The organism is Kordiimonas lipolytica (genome assembly GCF_042651265.1).
Lineage (GTDB): Bacteria > Pseudomonadota > Alphaproteobacteria > Sphingomonadales > Kordiimonadaceae > Kordiimonas > Kordiimonas lipolytica.
Genome location: NZ_JBHSCR010000003.1, coordinates 442025 through 458178 on the forward strand (window position 1 = coordinate 442025; position 16154 = coordinate 458178).

General features: G+C 55.9%; 18 protein-coding genes. 13 read left to right on the forward strand and 5 right to left on the reverse strand.

What is annotated here, in order from left to right:
- Positions 1 to 36: 36 nt before the first annotated feature.
- Positions 37 to 765, reverse strand: a complete 729-nt coding sequence (locus tag ACFO5Q_RS06210; RefSeq protein ID WP_068153030.1) for a glutathione S-transferase family protein — start codon at positions 763 to 765, stop codon at positions 37 to 39.
- A 287-nt stretch (positions 766 to 1052) separates the two neighbouring features.
- On the opposite strand from ACFO5Q_RS06210, the gene ACFO5Q_RS06215 reads away from it, so the two are divergent.
- Positions 1053 to 1946 carry a CPBP family intramembrane glutamic endopeptidase gene (locus tag ACFO5Q_RS06215; protein ID WP_068153033.1) on the forward strand — a complete coding sequence of 298 codons (894 nt, stop codon included), beginning with the start codon at positions 1053 to 1055 and terminating at the stop codon, positions 1944 to 1946.
- A 58-nt stretch (positions 1947 to 2004) separates the two neighbouring features.
- Here the strand turns inward: ACFO5Q_RS06215 and ACFO5Q_RS06220 are convergent, their stop codons facing one another.
- The gene (locus ACFO5Q_RS06220) at positions 2005 to 2274 is read right to left on the reverse strand and encodes a hypothetical protein (RefSeq protein WP_156432081.1); all 270 of its coding nucleotides are present in this window, start codon (positions 2272 to 2274) and stop codon (positions 2005 to 2007) included.
- 275 nt (positions 2275 to 2549) lie between these two features.
- On the opposite strand from ACFO5Q_RS06220, the gene ACFO5Q_RS06225 reads away from it, so the two are divergent.
- Together ACFO5Q_RS06225 and ACFO5Q_RS06230 are read left to right on the forward strand one after the other, a co-directional pair.
- Complete coding sequence (locus ACFO5Q_RS06225) at positions 2550 to 3254, forward strand: CoA transferase subunit A (RefSeq protein ID WP_068153038.1); 705 nt, start codon at positions 2550 to 2552, stop codon at positions 3252 to 3254.
- A complete protein-coding gene (locus ACFO5Q_RS06230) occupies positions 3254 to 3883 on the forward strand; it encodes a CoA transferase subunit B (protein WP_380084299.1) in 630 nt (209 codons plus the stop codon). The genes ACFO5Q_RS06225 and ACFO5Q_RS06230 overlap by 1 nt, the downstream gene beginning before the upstream one ends.
- Positions 3884 to 3929: 46 nt before the next feature.
- On the opposite strand, the gene ACFO5Q_RS06235 is transcribed toward ACFO5Q_RS06230, so the two are convergent.
- Complete coding sequence (locus ACFO5Q_RS06235; RefSeq protein ID WP_197421341.1) at positions 3930 to 4967, reverse strand: GGDEF domain-containing protein; 1038 nt, start codon at positions 4965 to 4967, stop codon at positions 3930 to 3932.
- A 178-nt stretch (positions 4968 to 5145) separates the two neighbouring features.
- The gene (locus tag ACFO5Q_RS06240; protein ID WP_068153045.1) at positions 5146 to 5901 is read right to left on the reverse strand and encodes a transporter substrate-binding domain-containing protein; all 756 of its coding nucleotides are present in this window, start codon (positions 5899 to 5901) and stop codon (positions 5146 to 5148) included.
- Between the two features lie 144 nt (positions 5902 to 6045).
- Here ACFO5Q_RS06240 and ACFO5Q_RS06245 point away from each other — a divergent pair, with 144 nt between their 5' ends.
- Entirely contained in the window at positions 6046 to 6618 is a 573-nt protein-coding gene (locus tag ACFO5Q_RS06245) for a PAS domain-containing protein (RefSeq protein WP_068153049.1), read from the forward strand.
- On the opposite strand, the gene tldD is transcribed toward ACFO5Q_RS06245, so the two are convergent.
- Complete coding sequence (tldD, locus tag ACFO5Q_RS06250; protein WP_068153052.1) at positions 6615 to 8048, reverse strand: metalloprotease TldD; 1434 nt, start codon at positions 8046 to 8048, stop codon at positions 6615 to 6617. The genes ACFO5Q_RS06245 and tldD overlap by 4 nt on opposite strands.
- Before the next feature lie 368 nt (positions 8049 to 8416).
- Here tldD and coxB point away from each other — a divergent pair, with 368 nt between their 5' ends.
- The 9 genes from coxB to thrC all read left to right on the forward strand — a co-directional run bounded on the left by coxB (position 8417) and on the right by thrC (position 16154).
- Entirely contained in the window at positions 8417 to 9307 is an 891-nt protein-coding gene (gene coxB, locus ACFO5Q_RS06255; protein ID WP_068153055.1) for a cytochrome c oxidase subunit II, read from the forward strand.
- Between the two features lie 23 nt (positions 9308 to 9330).
- Positions 9331 to 10935: a cytochrome c oxidase subunit I gene (gene ctaD, locus ACFO5Q_RS06260; protein ID WP_068153057.1), complete on the forward strand. Its 1605-nt coding sequence runs from the start codon at positions 9331 to 9333 to the stop codon at positions 10933 to 10935.
- 39 nt (positions 10936 to 10974) lie between these two features.
- Positions 10975 to 11895, forward strand: coding sequence for a heme o synthase (locus ACFO5Q_RS06265; protein ID WP_068153059.1), 921 nt, complete (start codon positions 10975 to 10977; stop codon positions 11893 to 11895).
- On the forward strand, positions 11892 to 12023 hold the full coding sequence (locus tag ACFO5Q_RS06270) for a hypothetical protein (RefSeq protein WP_269448995.1): 132 nt from the start codon (positions 11892 to 11894) through the stop codon (positions 12021 to 12023). Before ACFO5Q_RS06265 ends, ACFO5Q_RS06270 begins: the two co-directional genes overlap by 4 nt.
- Positions 12020 to 12589: a cytochrome c oxidase assembly protein gene (locus ACFO5Q_RS06275; protein WP_156432082.1), complete on the forward strand. Its 570-nt coding sequence runs from the start codon at positions 12020 to 12022 to the stop codon at positions 12587 to 12589. Before ACFO5Q_RS06270 ends, ACFO5Q_RS06275 begins: the two co-directional genes overlap by 4 nt.
- Before the next feature lie 60 nt (positions 12590 to 12649).
- The gene (locus ACFO5Q_RS06280; protein WP_068153064.1) at positions 12650 to 13501 is read left to right on the forward strand and encodes a cytochrome c oxidase subunit 3; all 852 of its coding nucleotides are present in this window, start codon (positions 12650 to 12652) and stop codon (positions 13499 to 13501) included.
- Positions 13502 to 13516: 15 nt separating this feature from the next.
- Positions 13517 to 13933, forward strand: coding sequence for a DUF983 domain-containing protein (locus tag ACFO5Q_RS06285; protein ID WP_197421343.1), 417 nt, complete (start codon positions 13517 to 13519; stop codon positions 13931 to 13933).
- Complete coding sequence (locus ACFO5Q_RS06290) at positions 13926 to 14630, forward strand: SURF1 family protein (RefSeq protein WP_068153070.1); 705 nt, start codon at positions 13926 to 13928, stop codon at positions 14628 to 14630. Before ACFO5Q_RS06285 ends, ACFO5Q_RS06290 begins: the two co-directional genes overlap by 8 nt.
- Before the next feature lie 132 nt (positions 14631 to 14762).
- Positions 14763 to 16154, forward strand: a complete 1392-nt coding sequence (thrC, locus tag ACFO5Q_RS06295) for a threonine synthase (protein WP_068153499.1) — start codon at positions 14763 to 14765, stop codon at positions 16152 to 16154.

A 16154-nucleotide genomic window follows, 5' to 3' on the forward strand; every position in this document is an offset into this window, starting at 1 on the left:
CCGTTTGGCGGCCCCGAGTGGCCGGAACAGCGCCAGCTATTCAGCAGCCTCGCGTTCGAGCATGTACATGCCGTCAGGGTACCAGCGTTCCATCCCGCGTTCAAAATAGGCAATGAGGTTGTCATGCTGTGCCGTGATCGGGATTAGCCATGTCTTGATAGGACTGGCGTAAAAATTGGCAACGAAGCTGAAGACTGTAGCGTCCAGATACGTGGGCTGGTTCGCGAGGAACCAGTCCTGCTCTCCAAGAAGGTTGGCCAGGCAATCGATATCCGTTTTGATAAACTGCCGCTGCTCGTCGGCTGAATGCCGCCCGTATCCCGCATAAGTGTAGCCTTCACGAATCTCACGGCGCATGGTCTCGCCGAACCCGTGTGGGTCGCCCTCCATGAAGATTTCTTTTGCCTGAGCCCAGCCTTCATCTTCTACCCAGCGGGACCAGGCCAAGCCATAGATGGTTCGTTCCTCCAGCATGCGGCATACAGCGTGGCCTACAGCTTTGGCCTCAAGCGAAAGGCCCTGGTCAAGCGTGGCACGATACTTCTCGATCAGGTGAAGGCGGATGAATTCACTGTCTTCGATAATCTGGTCGCCATCCTTCAGTACGGGCAGCTTGCCTTTTGAAAAGCCTTTGGGGTCTTCGGGCATCACTGTTGTGAACTCAAGGCCAGCTTCCTTAAGCAAGATATCAACCTTGCCGCAATAGGGGCTTGCGTTGAAATAGCCCGGTGCTGTGGGGAATGCGTATAGGGTCAGGGATGTCATCTTTTTGCTCCTCGCTCTTGTGACTTGGGTCGTGGAGAAGCGTATACACCTGGCTAGTGACAATTATTGTCAGGAGAAGTTCAGAAATTTTAGATGTCAATTTCGCGGGTTTCTTTGACTTTTTAGAATGTAATGCTGGGCATTAGATTTTTCTGTGGATTTTCATTTTATTAGCCGTTTTTATGGTTGCGGTGTCGCGCCAGAAAACGTGACCCGCCGGATTGGGGCGAGGGGGCCGTGGTTCGGATAAAAAAGCGGGGAAACCGCAAAGATAGCGAGAGAGAAAAATGTTTAATCCAACCGTACTTTTTGGTTCTGAGGAACCGAAGGGCTGGAAGCCTTGGGCGCTTCTTGTCCCTGTTGTTGCCATTCTGTTTACCATCATTCCACTTGTAACCGGCGTTAAGCTGATGCGTGCCCTTAGCTTGCTTCCCGAAAGCGGTGCACCGATCCTGCCGACAGACCTGACAGCATCCCTGATTGTGCCGTTCGCCATCATGTTTGCTCTTTTGCTGTTGTGGCTTCGGTTTGTGGAAAAGCGGTCATTGGCTTCCATAGGCCTTGGTGGCGAAGCCAAGGTCAGCAGGTTTTCCGTTGGTTTTCTTGTTGGCAGCGCGATGATCGCTGTAACCGTTATTGGGATTTTGGCACTGGGCGGCTATGAAATCGGGGCTATCGCGCCCGCTTTTACCTCTCCTGCAGCCTTGGGTGCCATGCTCATGCTTGCTGTGGGCTACAGCGTGCAGGCCGGCGTCGAGGAAGTGGTGATGCGGGGATGGCTGTTGTCTGCCATGTCGCGCAAGGTGGGTGTGATTGCAGCTTCCTCTACCAGCGCGCTTCTGTTCACCCTGCTACACTTTGACCCGGACAATCCAAACATGCTGGTTGACGCTGCGACGTCCGTATTGTTCAGCCTGTTCGCATGCTACTGGGCAATCAAGGCGGGCAGTATTTGGGGCATCATCGGCTGGCATGCAGGATGGAACTGGTTTCAGGGCGTTGGCTTTACCATTCCGGTAACAGGGCAGCAGTCCACCGTTCCGGCGCTGGTCGCTGAAATGAAGGCGTCGGGGCCGCTGTGGCTTACAGGCGGAGAAGTCGGCCCTGAAGCCAGCATCGTTTGCGTGGTGGTTCTGATTGGAGCAAGTGTCTTGCTGGTGCGCAAGTTCAAAGCAAACTAGCGCCCTGAAGGATCAGTTTTGGCAAGCCCGGTTGGACAAGTCCTGCCGGGCTTTTTCTTTACCAGTCGAAATTGCCGATTTCGGTGCGCCGCAACACGCGGCGGTATGGGGCTGGTGCCCGGCGGGTCATGGCATCCATGGCGCGGTCAAACGTCGCAAACCGACCGCGCGCCCGGCGAACCGTCCGTGTCACCCATGGGGTTGTCGGAATCAGGAACAGGAGCCCGATCGCGAAAAAGATCAGCCCGAAAGGAATGGGCGTCAATACGCCCAGAATGCCAAAAAAGCAGAAGGCGCCGCCAATGATTTGGCACAAAATGCGTCCCACAAGGTGTCTCCGTTTCGCTGTCTGTCGGGCGGCATTTGCCGCACCATAAGTTTTGTCTATTTATAGGATCAATATAATGTGGCTTAACAATGGCTTCAAGGTAACCGATACAAGGAAATATATTCCTTGATGCAAGGAAATCTGCGGTTTGACGCTGCAAGAATTTGTTGCAAGTGAAACTAATTGGCGGTATCTGAGGCGGGCGGCCACTTTGGGCTGCGTCACTGGCTATGCCGGTGCTCTGTTATCCCTAACTTTTCAGGCGGGAGTCAGCGATGAAAAAAGTTTTTGATAGTGCCGAAGCTGCGCTTGATGGCTTGCTGTTTGACGGCATGACCATGATGGCTGGCGGTTTCGGGCTGTGCGGTATTCCTGAAAATCTGATCGCTGCCACACACAAGGCAGGCGTGAAAGATCTGACGGTTATTTCCAACAACTGCGGTGTGGACGGCTTTGGCCTTGGCATCTTGCTCGATGCCAAGCAGATCAAGAAGATGATCAGCTCCTATGTTGGCGAGAACAAGGAGTTCGAACGCCAGTATCTGGACGGCGAGTTGGAATTGGAGTTCAACCCGCAAGGCACGCTGGCGGAACGCATCCGCGCGGGCGGCGCAGGCATTCCGGGTTTCTATACCAAGACAGGCGTTGGCACGCTGATCGCCGAAGGCAAGGAACACAAGGATTTTGACGGCCAGACATACATCATGGAAACCGGCCTTGTGGCTGATGTGTCCATCGTGAAAGCCTGGAAGGCGGACACCGAAGGCAACCTGGTGTTCCGGAAGACAGCCCGCAACTTCAACCCGATGATGGCAACTGCCGGCAAGGTGACGGTTGTTGAGGTTGAGGAACTGGTGGAGCCGGGCGAGATTGACCCGGATCACATCCACACGCCGGGTATTTTTGTTCAGCGGATCGTCAAGGGCACGTTTGAAAAGCGGATTGAACAACGTACCGTTCGTGAAAGGGAGGCTGGCTAATGGCTTGGGACAGGAACCAGATGGCGGCGCGTGCCGCGCGTGAGCTTCAGGACGGCTTCTATGTGAACCTGGGGATCGGTATACCGACGCTGGTGGCCAACTATATCCCCGACGGCATGCATGTAACGCTGCAGAGCGAGAACGGCATGCTGGGGATGGGCCCATTCCCTTATGAGGACGAGGTGGACGCTGACCTGATTAACGCCGGCAAGCAGACGATCACCGAACTGCCGACCAGCAGCTATTTCTCCTCGGCTGACAGCTTCGGCATGATCCGGGGCGGGCATATCAACCTCTCCATTCTTGGCGCCATGGAAGTGGCGGAGAATGGCGATCTGGCCAACTGGATGATCCCGGGCAAGATGGTCAAGGGCATGGGCGGTGCGATGGACCTTGTGGCTGGCGTTCAGCGGGTGGTGGTGATCATGGATCACACCAACAAGGCGGGCGAACCGAAGCTTCTGAAATCCTGCACGCTGCCGCTGACCGGCACACAGGTGGTGGACCGCATCGTCACCGGCCTTGGCGTGTTCGACGTGACGGAAGGCGGCCTGAAGGTTGTCGAGCTTGCGCCCGACGTCACCATGGACGAGGTTCGCGCCAAAACAGAAGCCACCATCGTGGGCTAAGGAAAAAGGGGCGGAAGCCCCTTTTTTTCTCACTGCCGCAAGTCGGCTAGCAGGAAATACAAGAGCCCTCGGCCTTTTTGGACTCATACATTTTTTTGTCGGCTGCGCTTATCAGGTCCTGCGTTGTCGGCGTGTCTTCTATCCCTTTCTGTGCCACACCAATGCTGAGGGTATGGTTCGGGAATTTTTCATTGAAGGCCGCGATGATGCGGCCGCAAATGATCCGGGCATCATCCTGGGAACAGTCCGGCAGGATCAGGCAGAATTCGTCGCCGCCATACCGGCAGCCAATATCCACTTCCCTAATACTGGACAGGATAGCCTTGCCCACGGCAATCAGGACCTGGTCGCCATACACGTGGCCTTTTTCATCATTAATGGATTTGAATTTGTCGACGTCGAAATAAGCGCAGCATAGCGTGCCCCTTTTACGGCGTGCGTGGGCAAGCTCCCGCTCGAACAGGTCAGCCATCGAGCGCCTGTTGTAGAGGCCTGTAAGCGGATCGGTGCGGGCGATACGTTCCAGCTCTTTTGTTCGCTGCTCCACTTTTCGTTCCAGGTCCAGCGCATATTTTTCGGTACGACTACGGGCGGCGTCAATCTCACTAACAAGGCTGAGGATATAGGCGTCAAAGACCAGTGTGGTGTCGAAATAAATCAGCTTATCCAGTGTATCTATGAGGCTGAAGGCCTTCTCAGCATCTTCAACCAGCGAGGAAATGACCCGCGAGAGGATTTCTTTCAATGACCGTATGGCGGCAAGGTATAGCTTGGGATCAACGCCGATGCGTTTGTGAACCATGCCGATGCGCAGGCGGCTGTTGGCATATTCCGCGTCATATCTGCCAGAGAAAAGCTCCAGCACATAGTCATACTGAGACCGCCGCAGCCGGGCGAGCGTCTCAGCGTCACCGATCAGCAGGATCACTTCATCAATCTGTGTCTGTTTCTGGTAAAATTCATCGACGATGGCGCCGAGAACAGCGGAGATTTTGTCCTGCAAGGATGCAAGCTGCTTCAAATCAGATTGTCTCAGGCCAAGCAACTTCATCCGGTTCGAGATTTCGAAGTCGCTGATTTGCATCTGGTCAAGCAGTGTCTGACGAAGGCGATCGATGATTTTTCTCCAGTGATACGACCCCGTACGTTAGGTACATAGTATTGTGCTGAAAGGGTAAATAAAGTCTTTTTACAGCTTCCTGGAGGCGGAACATCTTGACGCTGCTTCGAGCCTGGGACCTCTTCTCAGCTGTCGCGCCTTGTTAGTGCGGCAGATCATATGGCTTGAAACCATGTTCGGCCATGGCTTCACCAAGCGCTTTCAGGGTCGCTGAGGGCACCCCCTTGCTACAGGCAATGGCTATAGGATAGTCCGGGTGGGTGCCATAATTGGGGAGGGTCACCAGTGTATTGGTTTGTGGCATAACCCGCCTGGCTTCGTCCCACTGGTCCAGCGGCACGATGGTATAGTGGGCGCGGCCTGCCAGGACCATGTTCATCAGTTGAAAGTCTGTTTTACCGGTGCGGAGGATCCAGCTTGGGTTTGCGCGCACGATCGAATCTACTTCCTCGCCATATATGCCGCTTTCAAGGAGCGTACCGATCATGCTGCTGTCCTGCGCCAGCGAGACAATGTTGCCGTGGGCCTTCAGTCGGTCGCGGTATTTAGGCAATGTGAGGACAATATCACCGGGCACCAAGTCAAACAGGTAGGGCAGAAAGGCCCATTTCTTTACCCGCTCTGGCGTGGGCATGCGGCCCGTTGTGCAGATGGCCCGACGGCCTTCATTCAACATGTCGGCTTCTTCGTCAATTGTAGAAGCCATCCAGCGCACATCATAGCCTGCGGTATCGGCCACTGCGGTCAACTGATCGATATATTTACCCGTGGGTTTGCCGTTCACGACCCTGATGTCGGGCGGATAATGATAATAGGTGATCGTGATGGCTGGCCGGTCGTCAGCCGCCACTGCGGTCGTCAGAAAGACGATAAGGCTATATATTATAAGCGGTTTCAATCTCTCAGCCGGGCCTCCTATAGACTTTGCAGTATAGTGTTGTCGCCTTAACAAATCGTTCAGCTAGGGGCTTGTCACCAATTTATTGTGCTGCCCGCGAAAGTGTCGCAGAATTCAACAAACAGATCATCGCTGGGGAATGTTTTGTCCGCTGTACAAGAATTTAACTTTGAAATTCCGGCATTTGCGCAGGATCCTTCGATAAGGGCTTTTCTTGCGGCGTGGAACCGTTGGCGGGGGCAAGCCGTTGCGCCCAAACGCAGCGATATCAGGCCGGGCGATATTCCCGGGCTTATGCGCGGCGTGATGCTGATGGATGCCTTTGCGCCTGAGAAAATGGTCTTTCGCTATGCCGGGTCTCAGTATCAGGACATGTATAAGTTCGATTTTACTGGGCTGAATTATATGGATATCACGCCGCAGGAAAATCGCGCGCTCAGGGCCAAACGTCTCTGGGGCGTGGTTGCCCAGCCCGCAGCAGCGGTTTGGACCACGCCTCCCGTCGGCAATGTGGATTTCATAGGCGCAAGTGTTCCCATCCTTCCAGATGAAGAGGGGCACCCGCGCAAGATCATGCAGTTGACCGTGCTGTCGAAGGAAGTCCATGAGGCCAAGGTGGCGGCACGCGAATATGAACGCGAGACAGTCTATCTGTCCGACAATTTCCGCTACATCGACATTGGCGCCGGCAAACCGGATACGGGTGTGGAGGCCTAACCTGCAGTGCCCCCGACCGTGAGGCCGTCAATCCGGAGGGTTGGCTGGCCAACGCCCGCGGGGACGCTCTGACCGCCCTTGCCGCAGGTGCCCACACCGTTATCCAGCTTCAGATCGTTGCCGATCATCGACACGCGCGTGAGTACATCCGGTCCGTTGCCTATGAGCGTCGCGCCCTTGACCGGTTCCATGATCTTGCCGCCGCGCACGCGGTAGGCTTCGGTACAGCTAAAGACGAACTTGCCGGAGGTGATGTCCACCTGGCCGCCGCCGAAGTTCACGGCATAAAGGCCGTCATCGACACTTGCCAAAATCTCCGCTGGGTCCTTGTCGCCCGCCAGCATGAAAGTGTTTGTCATGCGCGGCATCGGGGAGTGGGCAAAGCTCTGACGCCTGCCGTTGCCGGTGGCCTGCATGCCCATCAGGCGGGCGTTCAGCCGGTCCTGCATGTAGCCCTTCAAGATTCCGTCCTCGATCAGCACAGTGCGCTCGGTCGGTGTGCCTTCGTCATCCACCGTCAGGCTGCCACGCAGGTCAGAAAGCGTGCCGTCGTCCACCACGGTCACACCCGGTGCCGCCACGCGCTCGCCCAAAAGGCCGGCGAAGGCAGAGGTTTTTTTGCGGTTGAAGTCACCCTCCAGCCCGTGGCCGATGGCTTCATGCAGCAGCACGCCGGGCCAGCCTGGGCCCAAGACCACAGTCATTTCACCCGCGGGGGCATCCACGCTTTCCATATTCACGGCGGCCTGGCGAATCGCCTCGTCTGCCTGTGCCTGCCAATGGGCCTCATCAAACAGGAAGTCATAGGCCTGGCGTCCGCCTGAGCCCTCATAGCCCATTTCCTGCCGGTCGCCGTCGCGCATCACCACCTGCACATTCAGGCGTACAAGCGGGCGGATGTCGCGCACCCGGTGGCCGTCAGCGCGGATGATCTCCACTGCCTGCCAACTGCCAAGAAGGCTTGCGCTGACCTGTGCCACGCGCGGGTCTTTGGCGCGGGTGTAGGCGTCAATTTCTTCAAGAAGCTTGATCTTGCGACCGAACTCGATGCCCATGAGCGGGTTTGCGTCGGTGTAAAGCTGCTTGTTGGTGCGCACGGGCGCCGGGGCCATGATGCCTGCGTTCCCGGTTTTCACCGCGCGCACAGTCTCGCCAGCGCGCCGGATTGCGTCTTCCGACAGTTCATTCGAATGCGCAAAGCCTGTGCTTTCGCCTATCACAGCACGAAGGCCAAACCCCTGGCTGCTGTCATAGCTCGCCCCCTTCAGGCGCCCGTCATCGAAGCTGAATGACTCGGAACTCGTAGCCTCAAGATACAGTTCGCCGTCTTCCATATCCGAGAGGGTATCGGAGACCAGCGCTTCTGTGCGCTTCTCATCAAGGTCCGACTCTTGGAAGAAAAAATTCAGCGACGCGGCTGCATCGGTCATGGAACGTCCCTTTCTATCGCTATGCGAGAATGATTCTATGATTTATGGGCCAGAAAGGCAGATTACACCGAAAGTGCGGCACAATGTCGCATTTTTGAGGCAATCGCTGGCGCTACCATGGTATGGAGATGTGGGAATGACAAGCCATCTTCAATAAATTATGGTGGCTTTGGGTAAAAAAAGGCAAAAAAACGGCATCAGGTGCTCACTCGGACTTGAGCCTTTGGGAACGTCTGGTATAAACGGGCCCGCATTCATATCGGCCACGGGGAGCAGGTTATACTTTTTCGAGGCTGATTACTGGACGCCACAGACAAGAATGGCGCCGGTCCCCCGCAAAGGGGTAGGAACAAAAGGAAAGCAGAACTATGAACGTCAAAAGGCTTACCGCCGGAATTATGGTCGCACTGACGACCCTGTTCGGTTTCTCGGTTAGCGCGCTGGCAGAGGACCGTCTCGGCGTTCCTCAGGACAAGGGTCTGTGGCTTCGTGAAGCCGCAAACGACCAAGCCAGCCGGGTAGTAGAGTTTAACGAGCTCCTTCTCTGGATCATCACTGTAATCACGGCATTTGTATTCATCCTCATGTTCTACGTGATGGTGCGTTACCGTGCCAAAGCGAACCCAGAGCCATCCAAAACAAGTCACAACACCCTGATTGAGATCATCTGGACGGTGGTTCCGATTGGCGTACTTGTGGTTATTGGCTTCTGGTCGATCCCGCTCCTGTATTTCCAAGATACAGTGCCGGAGACAGAGTTTGCGATCCGTGTAACGGGTAACCAGTGGAACTGGACCTATAACTATCCGGATCACGACGGTATCGAGTTTACGGCGATGGTTATTCCGGACGCCACGTTCAAGGACGCTGCGGAGAAAGCCAAGGCTGAAGCCAACCTATCGGCTTTCTTGGGTAAGGACGCAAAACTGAACGCTCGGCTTCTGGATACGGACTACCGACTGGTGGTGCCAGTTGACACCAAGATCAAGGTGATGCTCACGGCTTCTGACGTTATTCACTCCTGGGCTGTGCCTGAGTTTGGTGTGAAGCTGGATGCTGTGCCTGGTCGCCTCAATGAAACTTGGTTCGAAGCAGACAAAACTGGCATTTTCTACGGTCAATGCTCGGAGTTGTGCGGTAAGGACCACGCTTTCATGCCGATTGCGGTACAAGTTGTGTCCAAAGATGAATTTGCCAAGTGGGTGGAACGTGCGAAAGCAGAATATGCTGACGCGGGTACCACGGCCCTTGGTCGCTAAGACAAGTTAGGGAGAGAAGAGCAATGGCTCACGATAACCCAACTGGTTGGAGACGCTGGGTCTATTCCACCAACCACAAAGACATCGGTGTGATGTATCTTTGGTTCTCATTCTTTGCCGGTATGATCGGCTTTGCAATGTCCGGTCTGATGCGTATGGAACTGGCTGAACCTGGTGTTCAATTCCTGCCAGAATTCCTCGGCATCACCGAAGATCACGCCCGTCACATGTTTAACGTACTGACCACCGGCCACGGCCTGATCATGGTATTCTTCATGGTAATGCCTGCGCTGATCGGTGGTTTTGGTAACTATTTCGTGCCGCTCATGATCGGTGCGCCTGACATGGCGTTCCCGCGCATGAACAACGTCAGCTTCTGGCTGATGCCTCCGGCCTTCATTCTGCTGCTGCTGTCCACTGTTGTGGAAGGCGCACCTGGCATGAACGGTTTCGGCGGTGGCTGGACGGCTTATGCTCCGCTGTCGACGAGCGGTCACCCTGGTCCTTCCATGGATCTGGCGATCTTCTCGCTGCACGTGGCTGGTGCTTCGTCCATCATGGGTGCGATCAACTATATCACGACCATCTTCAACATGCGTGCGCCGGGCATGACCCTGCACAAGATGCCTCTGTTTAGCTGGTCCATCTTGATCACGGCCTTCCTGCTGGTTCTGTCGCTGCCTGTTCTGGCTGGCGCCATCACCATGCTGCTGACAGACCGTAACTTCGGCACGACCTTCTTCGATCCAGCAGGCGGTGGGGACCCAATCCTGTTCCAGCACCTGTTCTGGTTCTTCGGTCACCCTGAGGTGTACATCATGATCCTGCCGGCATTCGGCATCATCAGCCACATTGTGTCGACCTTCTCCCGTAAGCCGGTCTTCGGCTATCTGGGGATGGCGTACGCCATGGCGGCAATCGGCTTCATCGGCTTCGTCGTGTGGGCACACCACATGTACACCGTTGGTCTGGATGTGGACACGAAGGCTTACTTCGTGGCAGCAACCATGGTGATTGCAGTACCGACTGGTGTGAAGATCTTCTCCTGGATTGCGACCATGTGGGGTGGCTCCATCACCTTTGAAGTGCCGATGATGTACGCGATTGCCTTTATCCTGTTGTTCACCGTTGGTGGTGTAACGGGCGTGGTTCTGTCGAACGCTGGTGCTGATATCGTCCTGCACGACACCTATTATGTGGTTGCTCACTTCCACTATGTACTGTCGCTGGGTGCGGTGTTCGCTATCTTCGCGGGTCTCTACTACTGGATTGGCAAAATGTCGGGCAAGCAATACCCGAACATTCTGGCGAACATTCAGTTCTGGATCACATTCGTTGGCGTAAACCTGATCTTCTTCCCGCAGCACTTCCTGGGGCTGCAGGGGATGCCACGCCGCTATGTGGACTATCCTGATGCCTATGAATACTGGAACTGGGTATCTACGCTCGGCTACAAGATCACGGCTGTTGGTGTGCTTCTCTTCATCGTTGTGATGGCTATGACTCTATTCAAGAAGAAGAAAGACTGTGCCGACAACCCATGGGGTGAAGGTGCCACGACGCTTGAGTGGACGCTTTCTTCGCCTCCACCATTCCACCAGTTCAACGAACTGCCAAAGATTAAGTAAGCCCACCGGGCTTACTCCTTTGGGAAAAGGACAGACGTTTTGGCCGATAGCCTGACATCTTATGATCAAACCATTCAGCCTTCCGGTACCCGGGAGGCTGAAGCGCGTGACTTCGTGGCACTTCTGAAGCCACGGGTCATGTCGCTTGTTATCTTCACGGGCTTTGTGGGCCTTGTGGCTGCACCCGGCACCATGAACCCGGTACTGGCTTTCGCTGCGATCCTCTTGATCGCTGTGGGGGCAGGGGCGTCTGGCGCCCTCAATATGTGGTATGATGCCGATATCGACGCCATCATGGACCGCACGGCCAAGCGGCCGATCCCTGCGGGTAAGGTTACACCGGGTGATGCACTCGGCTTTGGCCTGACGCTAAGCGTCGCTTCGGTGGTGCTTCTGGGCCTGATCGTCAATATGACGGCAGCAGCGCTTCTGGCGCTTACGATTTTCTTTTATGTTGTCATTTATTCCATGTGGCTCAAGCGCCGCACACCGCATAATATTGTTATCGGTGGTGCAGCTGGCGCTTTCCCGCCGATGATCGGCTGGGCCGCAGTTACCGACAGCGTTACGATTGAGAGCATGGTGCTCTTCGGTATTATCTTCCTGTGGACTCCGCCGCACTTCTGGGCACTCAGCCTTTTCATTTCCAAGGACTATGAAAAAGTGGGTGTGCCTATGCTGCCGGTCGTGGCCGGTGAGCGTGAGACCCGGAAGCAGATTCTTCTATACAGCCTGCTTGTGGTGCCGTGCGGCATCGCACCGTATTTCCTGGACTTTGCCGGGCCCGTTTACGGCGTGGTATCCACGCTTTTCGGTGCCTGGTTCCTGATGCTGGCTGCGTTGGTATTCAAGGGTGTTGAAAAAGCCGAGCGAAAGCTTTTCGCATTTTCGATCCTTTATCTTTTCGTTCTTTTTGCGACGCTCGCTTTTGAGCGCCTGATAACGGGGTGGCTGGCATGAGTGACGACCATAGCGAAATGCACAAACGCATGAAAAAGCGCAACCGCGTGCTGGGCTTGTCGCTTGGCGCCTTTGTACTGCTTGTTGCGGTGTTCAGCTATTTCAAGATCAAGGGGCTGACACCTTGACGGCCGTGGCTGCAAATAAGAATACGCGTGTGGCGATGCTTGTCGGCCTTGTGGTGGCCGGCATGATCGGTCTCGCCTATGCTGCAGTGCCGCTTTATAACCTGTTCTGCAAAGTGACTGGCTATGGCGGCACCACGCAGGTTGCCGAAGTGGCATCAGGTGCTGTGCTGGACCGTGAAATGGACGTGCGTTTCAATGCCAGCGTTCACCGCGATATGCCGTGGGACTTCAAGCCTGTGCAGGTGCATCAGAAGCTGAAGATCGGCGAGCAGGCCATTGCGCACTATGAGGCTTATAACCCAACGAACAAGCCGATCGTGGGTACGGCCACCTATAATGTTACGCCGCACAAGGCAGGTGAATATTTTGCGAAGATTGATTGCTTCTGCTTTACGGAGCAGGTGCTGGAACCAGGCGAACGGGTAGATATGCCTGTCGTCTATTTCATTGATCCTCTGATTGCTGAGGATCCAAATTTGGATGACGTTAGCGAAGTGACGCTTTCATACACCTTCTTCGTCATGGAAGACGAGACGGCGCGTGTGCAAGCGGAACAGAGTCGCTAAAGCTAGGGTAACAATAAGGGAACGTCGGCAAATGTGCCGGTGCTTGTTAGGAGAGATTTTATGGCGGGCGATGTGAAACATGATTATCACCTGGTAAACCCAAGCCCATGGCCGGCATTTGGCTCATTTGCTGTTCTGATCATGATGGTCGGAGCAGTTTTCGCCATGAAGCCGGATGCAACGCTGTTTGGCATGTCCGGTTTTGGCAACTGGCTGTTTGGCGCAGGCCTTCTTGGCCTCCTCTACACCATGTTTGCGTGGTGGTCGGATGTGATCGACGAAGCCGAAGGCGGCGACCATAAGCCGGTTGTTCGTATTGGCCTCAAGTACGGCATGATCCTGTTCATCGCCTCTGAAGTGATGTTCTTCGTGGCTTGGTTCTGGGCATTCTTCAATGCTGCCCTGTACCCAAAGATCCCACTGCCTGAGATTGGCGCTTTCTGGGAAACGCTGAATAACGACGCTATGTGGCCACCAGCCGGTATCGAGACGTTCGATCCTTGGCACCTGCCATTCATGAACACGCTGATCCTGCTGCTTAGCGGTACGACCGTGACCTGGGCACACCACGCTGTGGTTGAAGGTGACCGCGACAGCCTGAAAAAGGGCCTGTGGCTGACCGTGATCCTGGGTGCGATCTTCACCTGCGTTCAGGTGTATGAGTATATGCACGCGGCATTCGAGTTTTCCGGTAACATCTATGGCGCGACATTCTTCATGGCAACCGGATTCCACGGTTTCCACGTACTTGTCGGCACCATCTTCCTGGCTGTTTGCTTGGGCCGTTCTTACAAGGGCCACTTCACGCCAGACCACCACTTCGGCTTCGAGGCTGCTGCCTGGTACTGGCATTTCGTGGACGTTGTTTGGATCTTCCTGTTCTTCTGCATCTACATCTGGGGCGGTGCATAAGGCATGCCTGCAGACATGCAGAATAAAGAAAAAGAAGCCGGCCGGGAGCAATCCCGGTCGGTTTCGCCTTATAGGGCCGGTTTCCTTGGCCGCTGCCCCAAGTGCGGCGAAGGCGCTTTCTTCAAGCCCATGAGCCTGGATATCCGCGATACGTGCGATGTCTGCGGTTTCGACCTAAGGGCGGCAGACCCGGGCGATGGCGCGCAGGTGTTCGTGATCCTGATCATGGGGGCGATTGCGGCCCTTGTCGGCTTTATCCTGATCGGCGGTATGCATATGCCGCCGTGGCTCGCCATGACCATCATCTTCGCCCTGATCCTGTTTGGCAGCATCTGGATGTTGCGGGTGTTCAAAGCCACACTGGTAGCGCTGCAGTTCCATCATGACGCCGCCGAGGGCCGCCTGACAGATGGCGAGGACAAAGATGCCTAAGGGCTTCAAACCTGGTGTGGCGCTGACAGTCTGTGCTCTATTGGGCATGATCGTGTTGATCGGCCTTGGTACTTGGCAGGCCAGCAAGGTTGGCCCCAAGACCGACCTCTTGGCGCGGATAGAGGCCGGGCTCGCGGCAGCACCCATGCCGCTGCCTGTGCATCTTGATGATCCGCTTAGCTTGGAATATCACCGCGTGTCTTTTACCGGGACAGTGCTGGATCGCGCGCCGATCAAGGTGTCGGCCACGAGCATGTCTGGCAAGGCTGGTTATCACGTTTATGCGCCGGTGCAGAAGCGCCACGGCATGGTCGTAGTCGTGAATTTCGGCTGGATACCATTCCACCAGAAAGAAATCCCGGCGCTGCCGTCAGGTGACATCACGGTAACCGGCGTGCTGCGCACCAGCGCTACGCCGGGTTCCATGACCCCGCCGAACGATGCGGCCGGCGGCAACTGGTTTACCGCTGACGTGCATGAGATGGCAGCCTATTGGGGCCTCAGGACCAAGGAATATTATCACTTCCGCATTTTCAGTGATCATGTGGGGCAGCCAGGTGCACTGCCGCAGGGCGGGCAGGTGCGGGTGGATATCCCCAACGATCACCTTCAGTATGCCCTTACATGGTATGGCCTCGCCATGACGCTCCTTGGTGTTTATATCGCTTTCGGCTTCAAGCGTGGCCGGGAAGAGTAGACTTTCGAAAAAGTCGGTCTTCACGAAGGCTAAAGCAATTATGCCGCAATCCGGCGCGCTTACTCTTGCATCCCGGTCGGTCTGCGCCTACTACTAGCCTTCGCAAGATTCGTAAAGTTGAGTGCACTGATCGTGAAATATATATCTACGCGCGGCGAAGCCGAAAAACTGGATTTTGAAGGGGTAACGCTGACTGGCCTGGCCCGGGACGGTGGTCTCTATGTGCCTGAGGAACTGCCAAAATTCAGCGCAGGCAAGATCCGCAGCTTCCGCGGCAAGCCCTATGCAGACGTGGCGTTCGAAGTGATCCAGCCTTTCGTTGCCGGAAGCCTGTCGGACGCAGACCTCAAAGCCATGCTGGACGCCACCTATGGCAAGGCCTTCCGCCACCCGGCTGTGGCGCCCTTGGTGCAGCTTGGCGCAAACGACTGGCTCTTGGAGCTGTTCCATGGCCCGACGCTGGCGTTCAAGGATTTCGCACTCCAACTGCTCGGCCGTTTCTTCGACCATTTCACGGCCAAGCGCGGGCAGAAGCTGACAATTCTGGGCGCAACGTCTGGCGACACCGGTTCTGCCGCCATTGAGGGCTGCCGCGGGCGCGACAATGTCACCATCTATATGCTGCACCCCAAAGACCGTGTGTCTGAAGTGCAGCGCCGCCAGATGACGACGGTCCTTGAGGACAATGTAGTCAATATCGCCGTAGAGGGCAATTTCGACGACTGCCAGGCGCTGGTGAAAGCCTGCTTCAATGACCTTGAGTTCCGCGACCGTGTGGGCCTGACGGCTGTGAACAGCATCAACTGGGCGCGGGTGATGGCGCAGATTGTCTATTATTTCACCTCCGCGGTCGCACTTGGTGCACCTGACCGCGAAGTGTCCTACACTGTGCCTACCGGCAACTTCGGGGATATTTTCGCGGGCTATATTGCCAAGGGCATGGGCCTGCCGGTCCGCCAACTGGTGATCGCCACGAACAAGAATGACATCCTGGCCCGCGCGCTGCAGTCGGGCGCTTACCGTGCAGACGGGGTGGAGGCAACGCTGTCGCCCAGCATGGATATCCAGGTGTCCAGCAACTTCGAACGCCTGATGTTTGATCTGGCCGGTCGCGACGCTGCGGAAATCCGGGCCTATATGGATACGCTGACGGCTGAGAAGGGCTTTGACCTCAAACAGGCGCACCTTGAGGCACTGCGGGCGTCTTTCGCCGCAAGCCAGGCAGATGACGCCCTGACGGCCAAGGTGATGGCTGATCTTTACAAGGCCAGCGGCTATGTGGCGGACCCGCATACTGCCGTGGGGCTGGCGTCTGCTGCCGTGTGCAACACTGACCCAAGTGTACCTATGGTGACGCTCTCGACCGCCCATCCGGCCAAGTTTGGTGCGGCGGTTACAGAGGCCACTGGCGTTGACCCAGCACTCCCCGCCCATATGGCAGACTTGCTTTCGCGCGAAGAAAGGCTTATCACGCTCGCCAACGACGTGACAGCGCTTCAGGCGCGAATAGAGCAAGGACTATAG

Bases quoted from the DNA above. Each gene is read 5' to 3' on its own strand.
- ACFO5Q_RS06290 (WP_068153070.1), top strand. From the start codon at position 13,926: ATGCCTAAGGGCTTCAAACCTGGTGTGGCGCTGACAGTCTGTGCTCTA.
- ACFO5Q_RS06235 (WP_197421341.1), bottom strand. From the start codon at position 4,967: ATGCAAATCAGCGACTTCGAAATCTCGAACCGGATGAAGTTGCTTGGC.
- ACFO5Q_RS06270 (WP_269448995.1), top strand. From the start codon at position 11,892: ATGAGTGACGACCATAGCGAAATGCACAAACGCATGAAAAAGCGCAAC.
- ACFO5Q_RS06215 (WP_068153033.1), top strand. From the start codon at position 1,053: ATGTTTAATCCAACCGTACTTTTTGGTTCTGAGGAACCGAAGGGCTGG.
- ctaD (WP_068153057.1), top strand. From the start codon at position 9,331: ATGGCTCACGATAACCCAACTGGTTGGAGACGCTGGGTCTATTCCACC.
- ACFO5Q_RS06225 (WP_068153038.1), top strand. From the start codon at position 2,550: ATGAAAAAAGTTTTTGATAGTGCCGAAGCTGCGCTTGATGGCTTGCTG.
- ACFO5Q_RS06210 (WP_068153030.1), bottom strand. From the start codon at position 765: ATGACATCCCTGACCCTATACGCATTCCCCACAGCACCGGGCTATTTC.
- ACFO5Q_RS06285 (WP_197421343.1), top strand. From the start codon at position 13,517: ATGCAGAATAAAGAAAAAGAAGCCGGCCGGGAGCAATCCCGGTCGGTT.
- ACFO5Q_RS06230 (WP_380084299.1), top strand. From the start codon at position 3,254: ATGGCTTGGGACAGGAACCAGATGGCGGCGCGTGCCGCGCGTGAGCTT.
- ACFO5Q_RS06280 (WP_068153064.1), top strand. From the start codon at position 12,650: ATGGCGGGCGATGTGAAACATGATTATCACCTGGTAAACCCAAGCCCA.
- tldD (WP_068153052.1), bottom strand. From the start codon at position 8,048: ATGACCGATGCAGCCGCGTCGCTGAATTTTTTCTTCCAAGAGTCGGAC.
- coxB (WP_068153055.1), top strand. From the start codon at position 8,417: ATGAACGTCAAAAGGCTTACCGCCGGAATTATGGTCGCACTGACGACC.